Below are 21351 nucleotides of genomic sequence, written 5' to 3'. Positions count from 1 at the left end.
ATGAATAATATACCTATACTTGCCTTGACGGCAGGGGAACCTGCTGGCATTGGCCCTGATTTGTGCATACAAATTGCCCAGGAAGCCTTATCTTGCCAACTCGTGGTTATTGCAGACCGTGACATGCTGCAACAGCGCGCAGCATTGTTACAACTGCCCATGGAATTAATCGAAAAACCCTCTGCTCATTTCAGTGAACATAAACCCGGTAGCCTGCAACTTGTGCATATACCGGTAAACGCACCTGTCTCCCCTGGCAAATTGGAGCCAGCGAATGCAAGTTATGTCATTGAAACACTGCAATATGCTATACAAGGTTGTCAAAATGGAATATTTGATGCTATGGTGACAGCACCGGTTCACAAGGGAATCATCAGCGAAGCGGGCATCCCCTTTACAGGCCATACTGAATATCTAGCAGAGATGACGCACAGTCAAGTTGTGATGATGTTGGTAGGGGGCCACATGCGGGTAGCGCTTGCTACTACGCACTTGCCCTTGAAAGAAGTCGCTGCAACGATTACGCCTGAAAAGCTCGAGCAGAAATTACGTATTATCCATCATGATCTGGCTAATCGTTTTTTTATTAATCATCCACGTATTGCCGTTGCGGGGCTTAATCCTCATGCAGGTGAGTCAGGACATATGGGTCGTGAAGAAATTGACACCATCATCCCAGTGCTGACCAAACTTCGTGCAGAAGGCATGAATTTGCTGGGGCCTTTGCCGGCCGATACTTTGTTCAATCCAGTGCGGTTAAAGGATTATGATTGCATTCTTGCCATGTATCATGATCAGGGATTGCCTGTGCTTAAGTATGCAAGCTTCGGCACGGGGGTTAATATCACGTTGGGACTTCCCATTATTCGTACATCGGTGGACCATGGCACCGCCCTTGATTTGGTTGGAACGGGACGAGCTGATCCAGGTAGTTTACGAGTAGCGATAGAAATGGCAATCATGCTGGCTCAAAAGCAGTGTGCTCGGCAATCATCCTGAGATTTCATCATCATAGATTGTGAAGCATACTCCACGCAAGCGTTTTAGTCAGAATTTTCTGATCGATCCACAGATTATTGCTGAAATCATTCATGCTATCCGACCATCCTCGGGCGACCGGCTTATTGAGATTGGCCCTGGATTAGGCGCATTGACGCGACCATTACTGCAAATTGTCGATCATCTTCATGCCATAGAAATTGATCGGGATATTGTTAAGCAGCTAAGGTTGGAATTTCCTGAAGAAAAACTAACCATTCATTCAGCAGATGCGCTGAAGTTTGATTTTTCTCAATTGGGTAACCGCTTACGCATCATCGGTAACTTACCCTATAACATTTCCACTCCCCTTTTGTTTCATCTCAGTCGATTCTGTTCCTATATCGCCGATATGCATTTTATGTTGCAGAAAGAAGTGGTCGAGCGCATGGTAGCTTTTCCCTCTACGCCGGATTATGGGCGTTTATCTGTCATGCTACAGAATTATTTTGAAATGGAACAGATCCTGATGGTCCCGGCAGAATCGTTTCGTCCTGTCCCCAAAGTACAATCAGCTATTGTACGCATGCGCCCATTGGCGCAAACGATTATTCCTGCTGAGCAAGATTCGTTATTTAGCAAAATTGTATCATCTGCCTTCTCACAACGACGTAAAACATTGCGCAATACGTTACGTGATTATCTCATGCCTGAAGATTTTGATGCTTTAGCCTTAGATTCCGGGTTACGGGCAGAGAATTTATCCATAGTGCAATATGCCAGGATCGTGAATTATCTGGTTAAAGTTCCTTAACGTTTGCTAATTTATCATCTAAAACTATACGTTTATATTGGACGGCAACAGGAAAGCTGAATACCATACTAATAAAGAAGCGTTCAACCAGAATTTTTCTAACAATTATACCCAATCTTTGCCAATCAAAAAATCAGTATAAAGTGCGGCTTCTGCACTGCCTGGTGGAGGAGTCCAGTTATAGCGCCATTTGACAATTGGGGGCAAAGACATCAGGATCGATTCGGTACGCCCGCCTGTTTGCAATCCAAATAGCGTACCTCGATCCCAAACTAAATTGAATTCGACATAACGTCCGCGACGATACGCCTGAAAATCACGCTCACGCTCACTATACGGTGTATTGAGGCGTTTTTCCAGGAGCGGAACATAGGCGGATAAAAAATGATCTCCCACGCTCTGCATTAGATTAAAGCAGGTGGTGAAATCAGGTTGGTTGAAATCATCGAAAAAAATACCGCCGATACCGCGCGGTTCTTTGCGATGCTTTAAGTAAAAATACTCATCGCACCATTTTTTGAAGCGAGGATAGTATTCATCACCAAAAGGCTGAAGTGCGCTTTTACACGTTTGGTGAAAATGAATGGCATCTTCTTCAAAGCCATAATACGGTGTTAAATCCATTCCGCCACCAAACCACCAAACGGATTCTGATCCTTCTTTTTTGGCTTCAAAGAAACGTACATTCATGTGTATAGTGGGAGCATAGGGATTGCGTGGATGCAAAACCAGTGACACCCCGGTCGCTTCAAATGAACGGCCAGCTAGTTCAGGCCGTGCAGCCGTAGCTGATGCAGGGAGACCGCTGCCATGGACATAAGAAAAATTAACTCCCCCTCGCTCAAATATATTACCTTCTTCAATCACGCAGCTTAGTCCACCGCCTCCCTCTGGACGTTCCCAGGCATCGTGCAGGAAAGGCTTGCCATCTAGTTGCTCTAATCCTGCAACAATTCTTTTTTGTAAATTAGTGAGAAACGCTTTGACTTCTGCTGTATTCATGATTGCTCCTCTTTTAGCTCAGTAACATCAATTAGATAATAATCTTTATCTGCAAACATCATTTTACCTAGAGGGATACGACTAGGAAAGAAATTCAGCCGTAAGCATTGATATAAAATGATCCGTCAGCGAGCAACAGTAAAAATCTACACCAGCATATGTTAGACTTGGTTCACCAATTTAACGAGTAAAAGAGAATGTCTGGGAATACGCTTGGAAAACTTTTTTGTGTCACGTCGTTTGGTGAATCGCATGGACCGGCGATTGGTTGTGTAGTCGATGGATGCCCGCCAGGATTAGCTTTATCACAAGAATTTATACAACAAGAATTGGACCGACGCAAACCTGGCACTTCGCGCCATGTTACCCAGCGTCGCGAAGCTGATCGGGTAGAAATCCTTTCGGGGGTGTTTGAAGGTAAAACCACCGGCACACCGATTGCCTTGCTGATTCGTAATGAGGATCAGCGTAGCAAGGATTACAGCAAAATCATGGAAGTGTTTCGTCCCGGTCATGCGGATTATACCTATTGGCAGAAATACGGCATTCGTGATTACCGCGGGGGTGGGCGCGCCTCTGCGCGCGAGACTGCCGTTCGGGTTGCAGCAGCTGCCATCGCCAAGAAATGGTTATATGAAACTTATGGTATAACCATTCGCGGTTATATGGCGCAGTTGGGGCCTGTCGTCATCCCATTCAAACAATGGGGGGATGTAAATCAGAACCCATTTTTTGTGGCGGATTGCCGTATCGTACCGGAGCTCGAGGATTTTATGGATCGCCTGCGGAAATCTGGTGACTCGGTGGGAGCAAAAATCAGCGTCATTGCTGAGGGCGTGCCCGTTGGCTGGGGAGAGCCCGTCTATGATCGCCTCGATGCAGAAATTGCTTACGCTATGATGAGTATCAATGCCGTCAAAGGAGTAGAGATTGGTGCGGGATTTGAGAGTGTCAGCCAGAAAGGAACAGAGCATTCGGACGAAATGACGCCTGAAGGATTTCTGAGCAATAACGCTGGCGGTATACTTGGCGGTATTTCGACTGGTCAACCGGTCACTGTTAATGTGGCAATTAAGCCCACATCCAGCATACGCCTCGGGCGACGCTCTATCGATAAAGCAGGAAAGCCAGTCATTGTCGAAACACATGGCAGACATGATCCTTGTGTTGGCATACGTGCTACTCCTATTGTTGAAGCTATGCTGGCCTTGGTGCTTATGGATCATGCCTTGCGTCATCGTGCACAAAATGCTGATGTGGTATGCAATACGCCTAAAATTCCAGGAACAATGAACAGTAGCGCTATGACCACGACCTCCGCAGGACCAGAATCACCTTTAGCCGAAGATCCAGAGCCCTATGAAGTGTGAGCTGGTTTGATCTGCTATTGATTGCCAACGTGTGAGTTTGTTGGCACAGCCTCTATCTGGGGTTTATCAGACCGGTAGTTTTACTGATGGCTGATTAATTTCATCAGATCGGCAGGGCGGCTTTACCTTGCCAGTAGCTCACCCTGTTTTGCTTCATGTGCCAGTAACCATTGCTTGCGGGAGAGGCCACCGCCGTAGCCCACCAGTTTACCGTTAGCACCAATCACGCGATGACAAGGGATGATAATGGAGATAGGATTCTTACCGTTTGCCAAACCCACTGCCCGTACCGCTTTTGGTATTTGAATATGTTCGGCAATACTTTTATAACTGGTCGTTTCGCCGTAAGGAATGGTGGTGAGTGATTGCCACACCTTTCTCTGGAAAGCTGTTCCAGTTGCCTTAAGCGGGAGTTCAAAGTCAGATAATTCTTTTGCAAAATAAGCCTTTAATTGGGAAACGGTTTCTTTAAAGAGCGCAGGGTCACATAGCCAATTCTCTTTCATATGAGGTAAATAATCTTGTACATCCATATATAAGCCCGTAAGATGTTCACCATCACTTGTGAGTAAAAGTGGATCGATAGGGCTTTCCATAATTGTGTAGTAATGCATTGTTTAGCCTCCTATACTTAAATAATGCCATAAATGGATTACGCCGTAAGCACGCCAGGGTTGCCATTTTTCTGTACGACTCAGAACACCCGCTGACTTTTCTACTTGTAATGCGTGCATGAGTCCCAGGTCTGAGGCCGGGATTGCATTAGAGTCTCCCAGAGCGCGCATAGCAATGTATTGAGCAGTCCAGGGACCGATTCCCGGCAGCGCCATCAATTGTTCAATGAGCTGAGGTGAATTGCCTGCTTCCAGCTTCAGTCTTCCATCAGTTATTTGCTTGGCAAGCAGTTGAATAGTTAAAGCACGGCGTTGCGTTACACCCAGATTGATCAGAGTTTGTGGCTTTGCATCAGCGATCGCGCTCGCAACGGGGCCGGTGCGATTGAGTTCCGGAAAAGGGGTATCGACCGACTCACCAAAAGCTGTAACGAAACGATTGAACAAGGTAGTGGCTGCCTTGACAGAGACTTGTTGGCCTACTATCGCACGTAAGCTCAACTCAAAGGCATTCAGAGTACCCGGAACGCGTAAGCCAGGGGTATGGATAATGAGTGGCTTCAATGTTTTGTCGCGTTTCAGATGGTTTTCAATAAGGACTGGATTCGCATCCAGATCAAATAAAATGTGTAAACGAGTCTGTAGCTGAGCCAGATGAGGTAACAGTGACGGGGATACTTCCACATTGATTCGGTTACGTATCGGATCCTGCTGAGCAGCAATCCAGCCGGCATCATTGCCGAGTTTAATTGTGCGCAAATAGCGATTACCAATTAATTGCTCTACGTAGCGGCTGCCACGACTACAAAGAAAAGCGACCAAGGCGTTCCAAGCCAGTGGTGGGTGATAGCCTAGGTGTAAGACTGTCGTTTTCTTCTCCTGTTGTGAACTGAAACAAGAAATATTAGTTAAAGTTTAAATAGAGCAATCCAATATCAATAGCATTGCTGCCTCATCTTCTCAAAAAAACAGATGGCTGCTGCGGCAGCTACATTGAGTGATTCTGTCTTATCTGTCATAGGAATGGTAACCTGCTCGCTGACCGTTCTGAGTAGTTCTTGCGATAATCCTGCGCCTTCATTGCCAAATACAAAGGCAACCGGGCCTTTGAGATCGGTCTGATAAAGGTGCCGGGTAGACTGTAGAGTCGCTGCAATGACTTTGCCATGGAACTGCTGAGCTATTTGCACCAGATTAGATTGCTCGTGTATGGTTAGCGAGAAATGGGCTCCCATGGCTGCTCGTAGAGTTTTGGGTGACCAGGCATCGGCACAATCATTGGATAAATAAACATCACTTACACCAGCGGCGGCTGCCGAACGCAGCATCGAACCGAGATTGCCAGGATCCTGTATGGCTTCTAGTAAGGTACAAAATACCTGACTTTTATCGATTGCATTCGCTTCACATGAGGGAATAGTGATCAGCGCCAGGATACCGGTTGGTGTTCTGACAGGGGAAACTTGCTTGAACAAGGCATCACTGAATAGTATGGTATCGATGCCAGATTGTTTGCTGAATTCGCGTATCAAATATTTGATTTCAGCATGATCATACCCGGATTCGCTTACGATCAACTTTAGCGGTATATGTTTGCTCGCATGGTAAACCTGGATGAGATGGACCCCATCGAGCAATGTCAAACTTTTTAATCGTCGTGCCCGTGACGATTTTTCCAGCTTAACCAGTTGCTTGAAGAGAGCATGCTCGCGGGAGGTTATGGGGTACATAGGATGCGAATTGCTGAAATGCTGAAATTTTCTAATTCATTATTTTCTCATATATCTACTTGGTAGCATTTTCATAAATTCAAAGCTTATTGTTAGGTCCTATCCCATTTTTCATCAAACATGACGCGAAGGCGAGCCGCAGACCCTATCAATCATAAGGCCAGGTGAAGCCGACAAAGTCAATTTTGATTTGGAAATGGAATTTATAAATACCTGTACAGTTTCGGGTTGTATAACATGCTGACCTAGCCAAAGGGATAACTTACTGCCATTTAATATCTTTAATGTGTGCAGTAAGCCATTGCAGCCGTTCTGGTGTGCCGATATCCATCCATATTCCTGAGTAATATTCTCCTCTTATCTTATTTAAAGGGATCGCCTGGCCTAACAAAAGTGAAAGTTTGGTGGCAGTTCCAGGCGCAACCTGACTAAAGAAATCGGGATGATAAACACCGATTCCACTAAAAGTGAGTTTGTGAAGCCCCCTTGCAGTGAGGCGTCCTTGCTCCAGAAAAAAATCGCCATCAGGATGATGAGGGGGGTTATCGACCAGGACCAAATGGGCAAGCTCACCATCGGAATTTATTTGTAATCGCTGCAATGCCGGTAATAAGATGGCGTAATCTATCTGGCAAAAGATATCGGCGTTGACGACCAGGAAGGGCTGGTTTGCTGAGCAACGGGTTAATAGCGGTAGCGCATTGGTGATGCCACCTGCTGTTTCCAGTACAGTCGTTTCTTTGGAGTAGGTAATATGGAGGCCATAGCGCTGGCCATCACCTAATGCGGCCTCAATCATGTAACCTAAATAAGCATGATTAATGACGATATCCCTAAAGCCAGCCTGTACCAGATTTTGCAGATGATATTCGATCAACATGTGTTTTCCGGCCCGAAGCAACGGTTTGGGCAATGTATCGGTGAGGGGGCGCATGCGCTCACCTCTTCCTGCTGCAAGAATCATGGCTTTAAAGGAATGACTTGGCATTAATTAGAAGGTATAACCCATTTTTGTATCAGGTTGTATGCCTTCAAGCTGATCCAATAGAGTAAACAATGGATGAAGCTCCCGGTAGCGTTCACATGCCTTGCGTAAATAGGTCATGACCAATGGCATCTCTTTGAGATAGGCTTCTTTATGATCTCGATGAAACAATCGCGCAAAAATTCCCAATACTTTAAGATGACGTTGGACACCCATCCATTCAAAGTCTCGGTAAAAATCAGCAAAATCCGTTGGAATGGGAAGTCCTGCTTTACGTGCTTTTTCCCAGTAACGAATGGCCCAGTCTAATATGCGTTCTTCTTCCCAATGGATATAGGCATCTTTAAATAACGAAACAAGGTCGTATGTAATTGGACCATATACTGCATCCTGGAAATCAAGAATACCAGGATTAGGGGTAGTCATCATTAAATTGCGGGAATGATAATCCCGATGAACAAATACTTTAGGCTGGGCAAGATTATTTTCAAGAATGCGTGAAAAAATAGCCATCATGTCATTGATTTGCTTTTGATTGAGTATTACTTGTAAATGTCTGGCAATGTACCACTCTGGAAATAAGTCTAATTCTTTTCTGAGTAACGTTGCATCGTATTCAGGAAATGTATTTGCCTGACTGATCAGTTGAATTTTAATGAGTGCATCGGTTGCATCGCCATAAAGCCTATCTGCAGCAGTCGGATTGGTTTCCAGTGTCTGCAGGTAAGTCGTATTTCCCAAGTCTGAAAGTAATAAAAAACCTTGTGTCAGGTTCTGGGCTAATATGGTCGGTACATGGATGTTAGCGGTAGCAAATACTTCAGCTGCATGCAGAAATGGTACGCAGTTTTCCAGTTGTGGTGGCGCATCCATGGCAATAATAGACTGCTGATCTATTATGATACGAAAATAACGACGGAAGCTTGCATCAGCAGAAGCAGCGGAGAGTTCAAAAGATTTACCAGGAAATTCTGTTTTTATCCAATTTTCCAGGAGCTGTAAACGATCAAGAGTCATGAATCAATATGGTATGAAAAAGAGGCGATCATCGCACACGATTTTATGTTGTGACAATGTTGAATACTCTTTTTCAGGTTGCCTATTTGTTTGAAGTATGAGATTTTATGTTGTAAATGCTGTAAATCAAGCTTATATAATGGATACTTAGTAATCAGCCAATATAAATGGAGAGAAAATGGTTAATAAAAATGTTCTGGACGAAATCGGTTCCAAGATTAGTGAAATTATAGCTCAAAGTCCGGCCAAGGATATTGAAAGGAATATGCGTGCCATGTTGACGAGTATGCTTTCTCGTTTGGATGTCGTAACGCGTGAAGAGTTTGATGTGCAACAAGAAGTGCTTAAGCGGACGCGCGCAAAATTGACTGAGCTAGAGGAAAAAGTTGCTGCCTTGGAGAATCAGTTTAAGGCAACTACGTCAGCAACCACTACAAGCGAAGTAAATTATGAGAGTCAGCTTAAGCCAACTACGCCAGCAACCACTACAAGCGATGTGAATTATGAAGGTTAACAATTAAACTAAACATTTTTACCGGATAGATTTCTGGTTGCTTAACTGTCTTGCCATGTATTTGTTAATCCTCTGATAACAAGCAGTATTTATCGCATTTCTTATTCTTCATGTCACTGGCTATCCTTTATAGTCGCGCACTATCAGGTATCGAAGCACCACTGGTTACGGTAGAAACTCATTTATCTAATGGTTTACCCAGCTTCACGATTGTTGGATTACCTGAAACGGAAGTAAAGGAAAGTAAAGACAGGGTACGTGCTGCGCTACAAAATGGGCGATTTAAATTTCCGACACAGCGGATCACGGTCAATCTTGCACCAGCAGATTTGCCCAAGGAGAGTGGCCGATTTGATTTGCCTATTGCACTGGGTATTCTTGCGGCAACGGGTCAAATACCTGCTAATAAACTTGATCAGTATGAATGGGTAGGTGAACTTTCTTTAAGTGGGGAATTGCGTCCTATCCATGGGGCATTAGCCATGACCTATGGTGCGTCACGATCAGGACGTAATTTTGTCCTGCCGCAACATAATGCTGCAGAAGCTTCCCTGGTTAGAGAAGCATGCGTTTATCCAGCGACATCATTACTTCAGATCTGTGCGCATCTAACCGGACATGAATTATTGCAGCCGCACACAATACCTGCTGAAACAACTTTCAGTCAGGCTAATTCAAATTATCACCCAGATCTGACTGAAGTAAAAGGTCAGGTGCATGCTAAGCGTGCCTTGGAGATTGCCGCAGCTGGGGGTCATAGTCTATTGATGATTGGGCCGCCAGGAACAGGCAAGTCGATGCTGGCTGAACGTCTTCCGGGTATTCTTCCTACTATGACAGAGCAAGAAGCGCTTGAGTCTGCTGCCATGCAGTCGCTTGCCAACGGTTACTTCGATGTTGCAAATTGGAAACATCGTCCTTTCCGCTCACCTCATCACACTGCCTCTGCGGTAGCCATGGTAGGGGGTGGTAGTATTCCTCGCCCAGGAGAAATTTCCTTGGCAATGCACGGGGTGTTATTTCTCGATGAGCTGCCAGAATTTGATCGTAGAGTCTTGGAGGTGCTGCGTGAGCCACTTGAATCGGGCCAAATAACTATTTCACGGGCAACACGGCAAGCAAATTTTCCGGCACGGTTTCAGCTAATTGCTGCAATGAATCCATGCCCTTGTGGTTATTTAGGTCATTATGGAGGGAAATGCCGCTGCACACCTGATCAGATAGCGCGCTATCGTGGAAAAATTTCTGGCCCTTTGCTTGATCGTATCGATATGCAGATAGAGGTGCCCGCTGTGCCGAAAAAGGATTTGCTGCAGCAAGAAACAGGTGAGTCAAGTCGGATAATAAGAGCACGAGTCGAAGCCGCCCGCCAATATCAACTCGTGCGACAGAATGGTACCAATGCTGGTTTGAGGGTACATGAAATAGATCATCATTGCCAGTTGGATGAGCAGGGTAAACAGTTGCTGGAGCGTGCATTTTCCCGCTTAAATATTTCTGCACGGGCATACCATCGTATCTTGAAACTGGCGCGAACTATCGCAGATTTAGCAAGGAGTGAGCAGATTAACAGTGGACATATTGCAGAAGCCATACAATATCGGCGACTCGATCGGAATTAACAGAAAGACATTCTTCTTGCTGAAGAGTGCAACGCAATTGCCTATTTGATTAATAATACTCAGGCCGGGCACAATTTTCAAAGCGTGTATATTCACCCAGAAAGGTTAAGTTGATTTTGCCAATGGGGCCATTTCGCTGTTTTCCGATAATGATTTCAGCAATTCCTTTGTCCGGGGTATCAGGGTTATATACTTCATCGCGATAAATAAATAAGATGACATCCGCATCCTGTTCGATGGCGCCAGATTCACGCAGATCAGACATTACTGGGCGTTTATGCGGATTAGGCCGCTGTTCCAGACTGCGATTAAGCTGTGATAATGCGATGACGGGTACTTGTAACTCTTTTGCCAAGGCTTTAAGCGACCGTGAAATCTCAGAAATTTCGGTAGCGCGGTTTTCACTGTGGGTATGTGAAGACATGAGCTGCAGGTAATCGACAACGATCAATCCCAGTTCTCCATGCTGACGATAAAGTCGCCGTGCCCGGGCTCTAAGCTCCAGCGCATTCAATGCGGCACTTTCATCAATAAAGATAGGCGCATCATTCAGTTTGCCCAGTGCATGAGTAAGCTTTGGCCAATCTTCATCTTCCAATCGTCCAGTACGAACCTTGTGCTGATCAAGCCTGCCTATTGAGCCCAGCATACGCATCGCAAGCTGTGCTCCGCCCATTTCCATACTAAATACAGCGGCTGGCTTATTGAGCCCTAATGCCACATGTTCTGCAATATTAAGAGAAAAGGCTGTTTTACCCATCGAAGGTCTGCCTGCAACAATAATCAGGTCTCCGGGTTGAAAGCCTGAAGTTTTCTGGTCTAAATCATGAAAACCGGATGCAATCCCCGTGACATCACTCGGATTGTCGCGGCTGTATAGCATTTCAATGCGCTCGACTACCTGCTTTAAGAGAGGCTGGATATCGATAAATCCTTGCTTACCCCGTGCGCCAATTTCAGCAATTTCAAATATCTTGCTTTCTGCTTCATCTAATAGATCTGATGCAGAGCGTCCTGCCGGATTATAGGCTGAGTCAGCAATTTGTGTACTGATCTGAGCAAGCCTACGCATGATAGCTCGTTCTCTTACTATTTCAGCATAGCGGCGAATATTAGCGGCCGTTGGGGTATTCTGTACTATTGAGCCAATATAAGTGAGCCCGCCAACATTCTGTAATTCAGCTGAATTTTCGAGTGATTCCGCGACAGTAATCACATCAGCAGGTTTATTTTGCTCTATAAGATTGCAGATATGATGATAGATGAGCTGATGATCCTGCCGATAAAAATCAGTATGGGTGATAATGTCTGCAATTTTATCCCATGCATGATTATCCAGCATCAAGCCACCTAATACTGATTGTTCTGCTTCAACAGAATGAGGTGGGGTCTTGTAAATATCTAATAATTCATTATAAGCAGTGCTAGAGGGTAATTGAACCATAGGAATTTGACAGAATCTGCAAACACTAAAGAAGCAAATTTTATCATTGAATGTTTGAAATAAAAAAAGGACTGTTGCCAGTCCTTTTTCATAAAATAGTCAAAAATACTTAAGTGGCTGTTTCACCTAAGACTGATACGGTAATATTAGCCGATACATCACTATGTAACGCGATAATGATGAGATAATCACCCACTTGCTTGATTTGACCTTCTGGCATACGAATCATCGATTTATCAATTGAGAAACCTTGTTCTTTAAGTGCCTCGGTGATATTTGCATTGGTAACTGAGCCAAATAATTTACCATCCACTCCACTTTTTTGGGTTATTTGCACAAGCAAACCATCCAGTTTTGCTGCCAATGCCTGAGCGTTTGCCATAGCTTCTGCCTGTTTTTTCTCTAACTCAGCGCGTCTGGCTTTAAAATCAGCGATCGCGCTTTCAGTAGCCCATTTAGCCTTACCTTGCGGTATCAGGTAATTGCGCGCAAATCCTCTTTTAACATTGACGATGTCGCCCAATTGTCCGAGGCTTGCAATTTTCTCCATCAGTATTACTTGCACGATATGTCTCCTCAGTTCTTAATGCCGATCAGTGTAGGGTAGCAGGGCGAGAAAACGTGCGCGCTCTATCGCTGTATTTAGCTGGCGTTGATAATATGATTTGGTTCCAGTAATACGAGCTGGGATGATTTTGCCATTCTCGCTGATAAAGTCTTTCAGTATGTTGATGTCTTTATAATCAACCGTTTTGATGCCTTCTACTGTAAAACGACAAAACTTTTTGCGTTTAAACAAAGGGCGATTTGCCATTTTTTCTTTATTCTTCAATTTACTATCTTTATTTCTTGTAAATCTCATCGTGATTTTCCTATTTTTTCTGAATGTTTGAATGTTTATAAGATATCGATATACGTTACATGTAATGCTAACTGAGAGCTGATTTTGTTTCTTTTTGCAAGGAATCCAGTTAACTTAACGGAGCTACCGACTTCCATACCGGAAATTGCTTTAGCCATATCAGCTAATGCTACGGCAAAAATTTTGCAAACTACCAGACGCTCAATACCTGCCTCAATTTGCCTTGAAGCATGGCTTACCTCGAATTCTATAACTGCCTTACCGACCGGGGTATAACGCAATGGATCAATTCTTATAATTTTTCCGCAAATAATAGTCTGGTTACAATTCAATAAATTACCTGTTTTTAAGCCTCAGCACCGGCTTTTTCAGAGATACCCTCTACCTCGGTTTCTGTGCTTGGTACGACCGCTGGATTATCCTCTGTGTCCTCACTAGCCATCGATGATTTATCTTTATCTTCTTGCATCATAATAGATGGAGTGGTGACAGCTTCGTCCATTCTGATTGTAAGATGTCGAAGCACAGCATCATTGAACTTGAAAGCATGCTCAAGCTCATCCAGTGTTTCTTGGTTACATTCAATATTCATTAGGACATAATGCGCTTTGTGTACTTTTTGAATAAGATAAGCAAGTTGACGTCGCCCCCAATCTTCTACACGATGGATCTTTCCATCTTTGGCGGTCACTATCCCGCGATAGCGTTCAATCATCGCAGGTACTTGTTCGCTTTGATCTGGGTGGACAATAAAAACAATTTCGTAATGTCTCATAATATCCTTATGGGTAAAGCTTCCCGCTAATTTGCATGTCTACGGTGAAGCAAGGTTAAAAAGTACTGCCATAACATAACGCTGCAGCGCCACATATTTTACTGAATGAATAGAGAAACATCAAAATCTTTATATCTCACAGTGAGGTTAAGTAGAAGCAGTTTATTTTCTTGGTTCTCGCCTAGACAGAAAAAAACGAGGAAATTGAGTTTGCTTAGTGATTTCTCCAGGATTCCTTATATTAAATTTACAAACCCAAAGTCAATCACTGGTAACATATGCAGCTAATTTTGAAATTAAAAAATTTCCAACCAAAAATTAAATTTTTCCTGTTAACCGTTATTATCGATAAGAATTAGATAAATCATTCAATGACAAAATTAAGAAATGATACTTTAATTCGAGCATTGCTACGCCAGCCTACCGAATACACGCCTGTATGGCTCATGAGACAAGCTGGGCGTTATTTGCCTGAATATAATCAAACCCGTGCACGTGCAGGCGATTTTCTGTCGTTATGCAAAAATCCTAATTTTGCGACAGAAGTGACCTTGCAGCCATTAGCGCGTTTTTCACTAGATGCCGCTATTTTATTTTCTGATATTCTTACTATCCCTGATGCAATGGGATTGGGATTATATTTTGCCGAAGGGGAGGGGCCACGATTTGTACGTCCCTTGCGTGAAGAATGGGAAATACGTTCCCTGATTGTACCTGATCCCGACGTGCATTTGCGTTATGTCATCGATGCTGTTTCGCAAATTCGCAAAGCATTAAATGGTCAGGTTCCGCTCATTGGTTTTTCTGGTAGTCCCTTCACACTTGCATGCTATATGGTAGAAGGATGTGGCGGCACTGATTTTCGTCAAATCAAGACGATGCTATATCAACGCCCTGACTTGTTACATCATATTCTTGATGTAAATGCTCAGGCTGTTACAGCCTATCTCAATGCACAAATTGAAGCAGGCGCACAGGCTGTCATGATTTTTGATACGTGGGGTGGAGCATTGTCACATTCTGCTTATCTGGAATTTTCTTTGCATTATATGACTCAGATTATTGCGGGGTTAAAGCGTGAGCACGAAGGTGCGCGCATTCCCAATATTATTTTTACCAAGGGTGGAGGGTTATGGTTGGAGCGTATGGTCAATAGTAAATGTGATGCTATTGGCCTTGATTGGACAATAGATATGAGCGAGGCGCGACGTCGCGTTAATGATCAGGTTGCACTGCAAGGTAATCTTGATCCTGCGGTATTATTTGCTTCATCCAATACAATTACTGCCGAGGTCGAAAAAGTTTTGGCAAGTTATGGTCATGGTGCGGGGCATGTCTTTAATCTTGGCCATGGCATTTCTCAATTTACTCTTCCTGAGAATGCATTGGCTCTTGTGGAAGCTGTTCATACACTCAGTCGTAAGTATCATATAGATTAGCTAAGTATTTTTAACGCGATCCACTTTTTTCTATTTATGCGTATACTCATTATTGAAGATGATAAAGCAATAGCTTCGAATCTTTATGACTTTTTTGAAGCACGCGGGCATAGTGTTGATGCTGCTCTTGATGGCGCGACTGGATTTCGTCTGGCCAGTACGCAACCTTTCGATGCGATTCTTCTTGATCTCAAGCTACCTCATCTGGATGGCTTGACGTTGTGTCGAAAACTTCGCCAAGAATGTCAGATTGATATTCCAGTATTAATGGTGACTGCGCGTGATACGCTGGATGATAAGTTGATAGGTTTTGAAAGTGGCGCTGATGACTACATCATAAAACCCTTTGCACTAAAAGAAGTAGAAGCGCGTTTAATCGCTATGCATAAACGGTACAAAGGGAAAGTCGCTGCACGCAAACTGGAGGTAGGTGATCTTAGTTTTGATCCTAAGACCTTATCCGTTCGTTTTGCAAATAATGATGTTAAGCTTCCACCGAAATGTATGCGATTGCTTGCATTACTAATGAGTGAGCCTGGGCGAGTATTTAGTCGTAAAGAGCTAGAGCTTGAGGCTTGGGAAGAAGAGCTGGAAACGAGTGATACCTTGCGAAGCCATATGCATGTATTGAGACGAGCTTTATTGAAAGCTGGTGGATATGATCCGATTGAAACTGTTCATGGTCTTGGTTACTGTCTAACTTCAAGTGTTCAAAATTAAATCTTGATTACTGTCTAACTTCAAGTGTTCAAAATTAAATATGGCATTCGTCTGCGTGTGACGCTTGCCCTCGCAATTTTTAGTACCATCATTGTGGGTACGCTCGCTATAAGTCTCTATTTTGCTGCTGATGACATTGAAGAAGCGCATATCAAACAGATTATAGAAGCTGAAATGAATCATATAGTTTTTCATTTTCGCCAGCTTGCAAATTTTACGCCACAGGTAGGATCCAGTCTTAAAAGTTACGTAATACGTAACAATAAAGAAGAATCGCAATTACCGCGCCACCTACAGAATCTTGACCGTGGATTACATAAGATTTTTTATCATGATGAAGAAACGCGCGTTCTGGTGAAATATGTTGATGGAACAAAATTTCTCGTTGCTTACAAAATTGGATTTCATGAGCAGCGCCAGCGTGAATTTAGATTGCTGGTCATTTTATCGCTCGTTGGCGTCGTGGTGATTGCTTTTTTTATAGGATATTTGCTTGCAGGCTTACTTGTAAAGCAAGTGACAGATTTAGCTGAACGCGTAAAGCGTTTACTACCAGCTAATCAGAATGGACAAAGCTTGGTAACAAATAATTTACATTGCGTATCACTGAGTCAGCCTGGTCAAGATGAGGAAGTGGCTCAGCTTGCCCGTACCTTAGAAGATTATCAATACCGCATCATGCGAATGTTGCAGCGTGAGCAGGAATTTACTGCCAACATTAGCCATGAACTCCGTACCCCTATTACTACCATTCTGACCAGTTGTGAATTATTGCTCGCTGAACAAAATTTATCCAACAAAACTTATGCTCGAATAAAAAATATCGAGGCAGTATCTACCCGAATGGGGGAGCAAGTGCAAGCATTGTTGTTTCTGGCGCGTGAGCAAGCCTTGGGAACGATGGAGCCTGTAGCCATTGCTGAGTGCGTTTTTGATGCAGTTGAGCCATTTTGTGAAGAAATATATCAGAAAAAAATTTTACTGGATGTGGTGATCAAATCGGGTGAAGTATTGACCTTAAACAGACAGGCATTGTACACATCGCTTGTTAATATACTGCGCAACGCTGTTCAGTACACTGAGCAAGGGTCTATTCGTGTAAGTTATAGTAATAAACGTTTATCAATCGCTGATTCAGGCATTGGAATTGAACCAGCTTTTATGCCTTTTCTCTATGAGCGTTTTTTCCGAGGATCTAAAAAAACGCAAGGATTAGGAATCGGACTAGTCATTGTAAAGCGGATTTGTGATTATTATGGCTGGAAGATTGATGTAGAGAGCTCACCAGGGCATGGTGCAACTTTCCATATCACTTTCCCTTGATTTTTTTAGTAATGGTTCGGGTCAGCAGGCTATCGTTGAAAAGTCTGCTTCATTAGAAATTTAAGAATCACACTATTTTAAATAAGATAATTCTTCGATATATCAGAGGATTATTAAAAACTTGACCGTGTGAGACGATACCCAGATTCTCTTCGCTTGATCAAGACCTGGAAGAATAGAATGAGAGATATCAGAGCTTGGTCCATATAACATGAGACTATAATATCCTATCGTATTTATTCCGGAGAATGAGAAAGTAATGCTCGGGGTGATGTGAAAGCAGCTGGTTCATGGTAAATGAAAGCCCCATATCGAAAAACTGCAGGCGTTGAGGGTGGGAAAGTGTTTTTATTGCTTTTATGATCATGAATTCTACAATCTGATCATCGGTCTGTTTTTCCATCACGTGATAATACAAGAGGAACCACTCATCAGGCCGTTAGTTTCTCTACAAGAGTCAGTATCAAGGATGCTTATCATCTCCAGAATATATCAACGGATACTCGTCATTACCGCTTTTGAAGTACTCCTACATAGTTTATTGATCTAATCAATTTTAATCACGTTTAGATTCACAGAATCTTCACGTCCCGTATGTTAATTTGTATCCAGCAATAGATTTTTCGACTCATGGTATGAACATGAGATGATCATAGTCTTTGCATAAGACTCAGGCCAATTGTTCGGCCCATATTTATGAAGCGTTAATTAAAAGAGGATTTTTTGACAATCCAATCTTCAATTTACCTCATCATTTTTTGATCGGGAAAAAGCCAGATCGATATTATATATTGAGATGGGGCAGAAATAAATGGGTAAGATGAATTTAAAGTCTCAGATTAACAGCTTTGAATGGACTGAAGAATTGGTAAAGAGGTATTACTTACAGAAAGAATTTGATTTTATTGGACTTGAAGAGAATTTCAATTTTACGAAATGATCTTTGAGATTTAATAATGACCATATGAAAGGTAGGTGCCTATTATGTCAATATCCAGCATTTTAGTCCCGGCAGTGCTATTCTTTGCGCTCGGTATGTTTGCGTGTATTATCAAATCGGATTTGAAATTCCCGCCTGATATGCACAAAATGATTGTAATTTATTTGTTAGTAGGAATTGGTTTACACGGTGGTAAGGCGTTGAGCGAGGCTTCGATGAGTTCTGCCATTCCGGCCGTTATGGCGGCGTTACTACTAGGTTTTGGATTGCCCATTGTTGCTTACTTAATCATGAGATTTCTTGGAAGAATTGATCCAATGAATTCTGCGGCAATTGCAGCGCATTATGGTTCGGTAAGCGCGGGTACTTATATGACGGCTGTCGCATTTTTAAATGGGATTAGTGTGGATTATGAAGCTTATCCCGTGATTATGTTAGCTATCATGGAATCACCCGCTATTATTATTGGCTTAATATTAGCTGGCTATTCAAGACGTATACTTGCCGCTCAACAAAGTAGTATTGGCGGCCCAGCTGTAGCTGCTGTAGAAGGGGACGGTCATCAAAAAGGAATGCTCAAGCATTTGGTTATAGAATCCTTTACTAATGGTAGTATTTTGTTGCTTTTCGGATCTATGGCAATTGGGTCGATAATTAATGAGACCAATATGCATAAAATTGAGCCATTCTTTGATACGATCTTTATGGGTGCTTTGTGCTTGTTCCTACTTGATATGGGTATGGAAGCAGGTAAACGAATATACGAATTTAAAGATGTTGGAATATTCTTGGTAATATTTGGCGTTATTATGCCAATTATTGGTGCAACTGCAGGGATTCTAATAGGGCATTTTTGGCTTCAATATTCAATCGGAGGTGTCACTCTAGTAACAGTTCTGGCAGCTAGTTGCTCTTATATCGCAGTTCCACCTGCTATGCGTTTGGCAGTCCCTGAAGCTAATCCTTCTTTTTATCTAACCTTGTCTCTTGGATTAACCTTTCCATTTAATGTACTGGTTGGCATACCTATATATTATGGCGCTGCTCAATGGCTAGCTTATAATTATTAATCGACTTAATTAAGCAATATAAAGATGGCAATATATACTTATCTAAGTATTAATTCCAAAAGGCTATTCATTTATAAATGAAAGGAGAGGATTATGGTTTTAGATAAAGAGATGCTGGTACCATTAAAAAGAGTGGAAATTGTTATTGATGAAGATGATTTTGAAGAATTCCAGGAGATCTGCAGGGCTATTAATATTCGAGGTTATACATACATATCGCAGGCCGGAGGTTTTGGAACTCGTGGAAATCGGCGACCGAATGATATGTCTCTTCCGGAGAAAAATATTCTCGTAATTATTGCCTGTACGGAAGATCAAGCCGAGACATTAGCAAAAAATATATCTTCGGGAATGAAAGAAAAAGGTGGGATTTTTTTAATCTCTGACTGTGATTGGGTCAAAGGGCCAAAAATTTCATATTAGATAAAATAAAAGATATTAAAGGAAAGCGCCGCGATCAAAATGAACAGTAGATACGACGCTTTCTTCTTTTTATTTCATTTCCAAATCAAAAATGATACTAAGGCGAGCCGCAGACAGTATCAATAACACGGCAAGGTGAAGCGGACAAAGTCAGATTTGATTTAGAAATGAATTAAATATCAACCTCATAAATGTATTCTATTGTTCAGATTATTTAATCCATGAGGGGAAATCCTCAGCTCTGCAAGGGTGACAGTAGCAGCTCACTTTCCAGCGAGGCAAAATTTTGACGAGCAATGCTTCGTTCAGGTACAAGTACTGTATTCCATTTTTAAATCAAAACTGACATTGTCGGCTTCACCTTGCCGTATTATTGATACTGCCTGCGACTCGCCTGCGCGTCATTTTTGGCTTGGAAATGGAATAAGTTGTGCAATATTCTTGGGGTGTTATTGCATATCAAATTTATTTGGGATTCATCAAATCAGCTCTAGCTCTATCTAATTGCATCTAGATATTTTGAGCCACGCATATTTGATTTCCTTGAATGGAATTTGTCTTTCAGGCTGATATTTTTTTAAATTTCAGCCGAAGTATGAAATCATTTTGCTGAAAATACGCCAAAAAGCAACTAATAATGTCGTTTTAAATTTAAACCATAACGAAAAATCCCCCGGCTTTGCCGGGGGAGGGTTATTTATTTGCAGCTAGTTTTACTCAATTTTGCGGAAATCTTTATTTTTCAGATTATGTGCAACCTTTCGTTCTTTATCGGATGTCAGAATTTTTGGTTAAACACTAAATAAGATTCCTCAAACAACACAGCAGGGAGATTAATCTAATTGATATTAAAAACTAATGTTATGAAATCTTAGTTTGTTGCTATTTTTAGCTAAGTGCAACAAAAGTTAACCATCCGTGCAAAGTTAACATTGCTGCAAGAATCATAGACATAGTCAAAGAATAGGTAGTAGATTGTTTCTTTCTCATAATCTTTCTCATAATAATTTTCCTCTTTAATTAATAAATCATAAATTTAAATTAATAAAACTGCGGCGATGACCTAAAAACGACTATTCCCACCTTGGGTAGCGAGTTGCATCGTTTTTCTCTTCAGGGACGCCGCGATTCCTGTTTCAATGCCCTAAAAGGGCGAGGAATTTAACCCGAAGAGATTAAATATATCGTCAAAATAATAGGTTATATTATTTGTTTATATAATATTTACAAATATTTTACTATTTTTTCACATATTGTTCACAATTTTTTCACAATATTTTATTTTTGTAAAGATTTAATTTCTATCAATGTAGAGAATAAAGCACAAATAAACTGATCGAGTTTGTCCGGATTTGTACTACGAGATTTGTCTGGCTTAAGAGGAAATACAAGGAAGACTTCAAGTGAAACGAATAAAGTAATTGCTAGAGACCAGGTAAATGAGTTTTGAGGAAGTGTATAAAGGCTATAGGAGAGGGAGTAACACGCAAGCGGAGGCAGCATTGTTGCGCACGGTATGCGATCACACGTTCGCCAAGATCCGCGATCCAAGGATGGTAAATAAAGAATGCTTCGCTACATAAGCGATCCGGTAGAATTAGGGCCATCGAAATTGTCACAGATTGGGTGATAAAATAAGTTGATGCGATGAGAGCTTTGGCACAAATGGTGCTCCCGTTCCGGGTGGAGGCAATGGCTTATGTAATTCC

21 protein-coding genes are annotated in these 21351 nt (G+C 42.4%); 10 read left to right on the top strand and 11 right to left on the bottom strand.

What is annotated here, in order from left to right; translation table 11 throughout:
- Entirely contained in the window at window positions 1-999 is a 999-nt protein-coding gene (gene pdxA / locus AAW31_RS13480; RefSeq protein ID WP_046850616.1) for a 4-hydroxythreonine-4-phosphate dehydrogenase PdxA, read from the top strand.
- Between the two features lie 19 nt (window positions 1000-1018).
- A complete protein-coding gene (gene rsmA / locus AAW31_RS13475) occupies window positions 1019-1792 on the top strand; it encodes a 16S rRNA (adenine(1518)-N(6)/adenine(1519)-N(6))-dimethyltransferase RsmA (RefSeq protein WP_187426869.1) in 774 nt (257 codons plus the stop codon).
- A gap of 105 nt (window positions 1793-1897) precedes the next feature.
- On the opposite strand, the gene hemF is transcribed toward rsmA, so the two are convergent.
- Entirely contained in the window at window positions 1898-2794 is an 897-nt protein-coding gene (gene hemF / locus AAW31_RS13470) for an oxygen-dependent coproporphyrinogen oxidase (RefSeq protein ID WP_046850614.1), read from the bottom strand.
- Between the two features lie 197 nt (window positions 2795-2991).
- Between hemF and aroC the strand changes: the two genes are divergently transcribed.
- Complete coding sequence (gene aroC, locus AAW31_RS13465) at window positions 2992-4164, top strand: chorismate synthase (RefSeq protein ID WP_046850613.1); 1173 nt, start codon at window positions 2992-2994, stop codon at window positions 4162-4164.
- A 122-nt stretch (window positions 4165-4286) separates the two neighbouring features.
- On the opposite strand, the gene AAW31_RS13460 is transcribed toward aroC, so the two are convergent.
- From AAW31_RS13460 to AAW31_RS13440, 5 genes are all read right to left on the bottom strand, one after another.
- Window positions 4287-4778 (bottom strand): methylated-DNA--[protein]-cysteine S-methyltransferase, encoded by a 492-nt coding sequence (locus AAW31_RS13460; protein WP_046850612.1) that lies wholly within the window; start codon window positions 4776-4778, stop codon window positions 4287-4289.
- 3 nt (window positions 4779-4781) lie between these two features.
- Entirely contained in the window at window positions 4782-5681 is a 900-nt protein-coding gene (locus AAW31_RS13455; protein WP_258920436.1) for a DNA-3-methyladenine glycosylase family protein, read from the bottom strand.
- Between the two features lie 32 nt (window positions 5682-5713).
- Entirely contained in the window at window positions 5714-6508 is a 795-nt protein-coding gene (locus tag AAW31_RS13450) for a TrmH family RNA methyltransferase (RefSeq protein ID WP_046850611.1), read from the bottom strand.
- A 262-nt stretch (window positions 6509-6770) separates the two neighbouring features.
- Window positions 6771-7496: an N-acetylmuramate alpha-1-phosphate uridylyltransferase MurU gene (murU, locus tag AAW31_RS13445; protein WP_046850610.1), complete on the bottom strand. Its 726-nt coding sequence runs from the start codon at window positions 7494-7496 to the stop codon at window positions 6771-6773.
- Window positions 7497-7499: 3 nt separating this feature from the next.
- Window positions 7500-8510 (bottom strand): aminoglycoside phosphotransferase family protein, encoded by a 1011-nt coding sequence (locus tag AAW31_RS13440; RefSeq protein ID WP_046850609.1) that lies wholly within the window; start codon window positions 8508-8510, stop codon window positions 7500-7502.
- 178 nt (window positions 8511-8688) lie between these two features.
- Here AAW31_RS13440 and AAW31_RS13435 point away from each other — a divergent pair, with 178 nt between their 5' ends.
- Window positions 8689-9024, top strand: a complete 336-nt coding sequence (locus AAW31_RS13435; protein WP_082110464.1) for an accessory factor UbiK family protein — start codon at window positions 8689-8691, stop codon at window positions 9022-9024.
- Window positions 9025-9134: 110 nt separating this feature from the next.
- On the top strand, window positions 9135-10646 hold the full coding sequence (locus AAW31_RS13430; RefSeq protein WP_046850608.1) for a YifB family Mg chelatase-like AAA ATPase: 1512 nt from the start codon (window positions 9135-9137) through the stop codon (window positions 10644-10646).
- Window positions 10647-10695: 49 nt separating this feature from the next.
- Here AAW31_RS13430 and dnaB read toward each other — a convergent pair whose 3' ends face one another.
- The 5 genes from dnaB to rpsF form a co-directional block, all read right to left on the bottom strand.
- Window positions 10696-12090 (bottom strand): replicative DNA helicase, encoded by a 1395-nt coding sequence (dnaB, locus tag AAW31_RS13425; protein ID WP_046850607.1) that lies wholly within the window; start codon window positions 12088-12090, stop codon window positions 10696-10698.
- Window positions 12091-12199: 109 nt separating this feature from the next.
- On the bottom strand, window positions 12200-12655 hold the full coding sequence (rplI, locus tag AAW31_RS13420) for a 50S ribosomal protein L9 (protein ID WP_046850606.1): 456 nt from the start codon (window positions 12653-12655) through the stop codon (window positions 12200-12202).
- Window positions 12656-12673: 18 nt separating this feature from the next.
- Window positions 12674-12952, bottom strand: a complete 279-nt coding sequence (gene rpsR / locus AAW31_RS13415) for a 30S ribosomal protein S18 (RefSeq protein WP_046850605.1) — start codon at window positions 12950-12952, stop codon at window positions 12674-12676.
- Between the two features lie 35 nt (window positions 12953-12987).
- Entirely contained in the window at window positions 12988-13284 is a 297-nt protein-coding gene (gene priB, locus AAW31_RS13410) for a primosomal replication protein N (RefSeq protein ID WP_046850604.1), read from the bottom strand.
- Between the two features lie 14 nt (window positions 13285-13298).
- Window positions 13299-13727 (bottom strand): 30S ribosomal protein S6, encoded by a 429-nt coding sequence (rpsF, locus tag AAW31_RS13405; protein WP_046850603.1) that lies wholly within the window; start codon window positions 13725-13727, stop codon window positions 13299-13301.
- A 371-nt stretch (window positions 13728-14098) separates the two neighbouring features.
- On the opposite strand from rpsF, the gene hemE reads away from it, so the two are divergent.
- From hemE to AAW31_RS13375, 5 genes are all read left to right on the top strand, one after another.
- Window positions 14099-15166, top strand: a complete 1068-nt coding sequence (gene hemE / locus AAW31_RS13400) for a uroporphyrinogen decarboxylase (RefSeq protein WP_046850602.1) — start codon at window positions 14099-14101, stop codon at window positions 15164-15166.
- A 36-nt stretch (window positions 15167-15202) separates the two neighbouring features.
- Window positions 15203-15886, top strand: a complete 684-nt coding sequence (locus AAW31_RS13395; RefSeq protein ID WP_046850601.1) for a response regulator transcription factor — start codon at window positions 15203-15205, stop codon at window positions 15884-15886.
- Window positions 15887-15910: 24 nt separating this feature from the next.
- Window positions 15911-17209, top strand: coding sequence for a sensor histidine kinase (locus AAW31_RS13390; RefSeq protein ID WP_046850600.1), 1299 nt, complete (start codon window positions 15911-15913; stop codon window positions 17207-17209).
- Window positions 17210-18193: 984 nt separating this feature from the next.
- The gene (locus AAW31_RS13380; RefSeq protein WP_046850598.1) at window positions 18194-19219 is read left to right on the top strand and encodes a sodium-dependent bicarbonate transport family permease; all 1026 of its coding nucleotides are present in this window, start codon (window positions 18194-18196) and stop codon (window positions 19217-19219) included.
- 93 nt (window positions 19220-19312) lie between these two features.
- On the top strand, window positions 19313-19642 hold the full coding sequence (locus tag AAW31_RS13375) for a P-II family nitrogen regulator (protein ID WP_235264382.1): 330 nt from the start codon (window positions 19313-19315) through the stop codon (window positions 19640-19642).
- Window positions 19643-21351: the final 1709 nt, after the last annotated feature.

It is taken from the genome of Nitrosomonas communis, from assembly GCF_001007935.1.
Classification (GTDB): Bacteria; Pseudomonadota; Gammaproteobacteria; order Burkholderiales; family Nitrosomonadaceae; genus Nitrosomonas; species Nitrosomonas communis.
The sequence above is the reverse complement of the archived record's forward strand: the minus strand, read 5'-3'. Positions and strand labels throughout refer to the sequence as shown.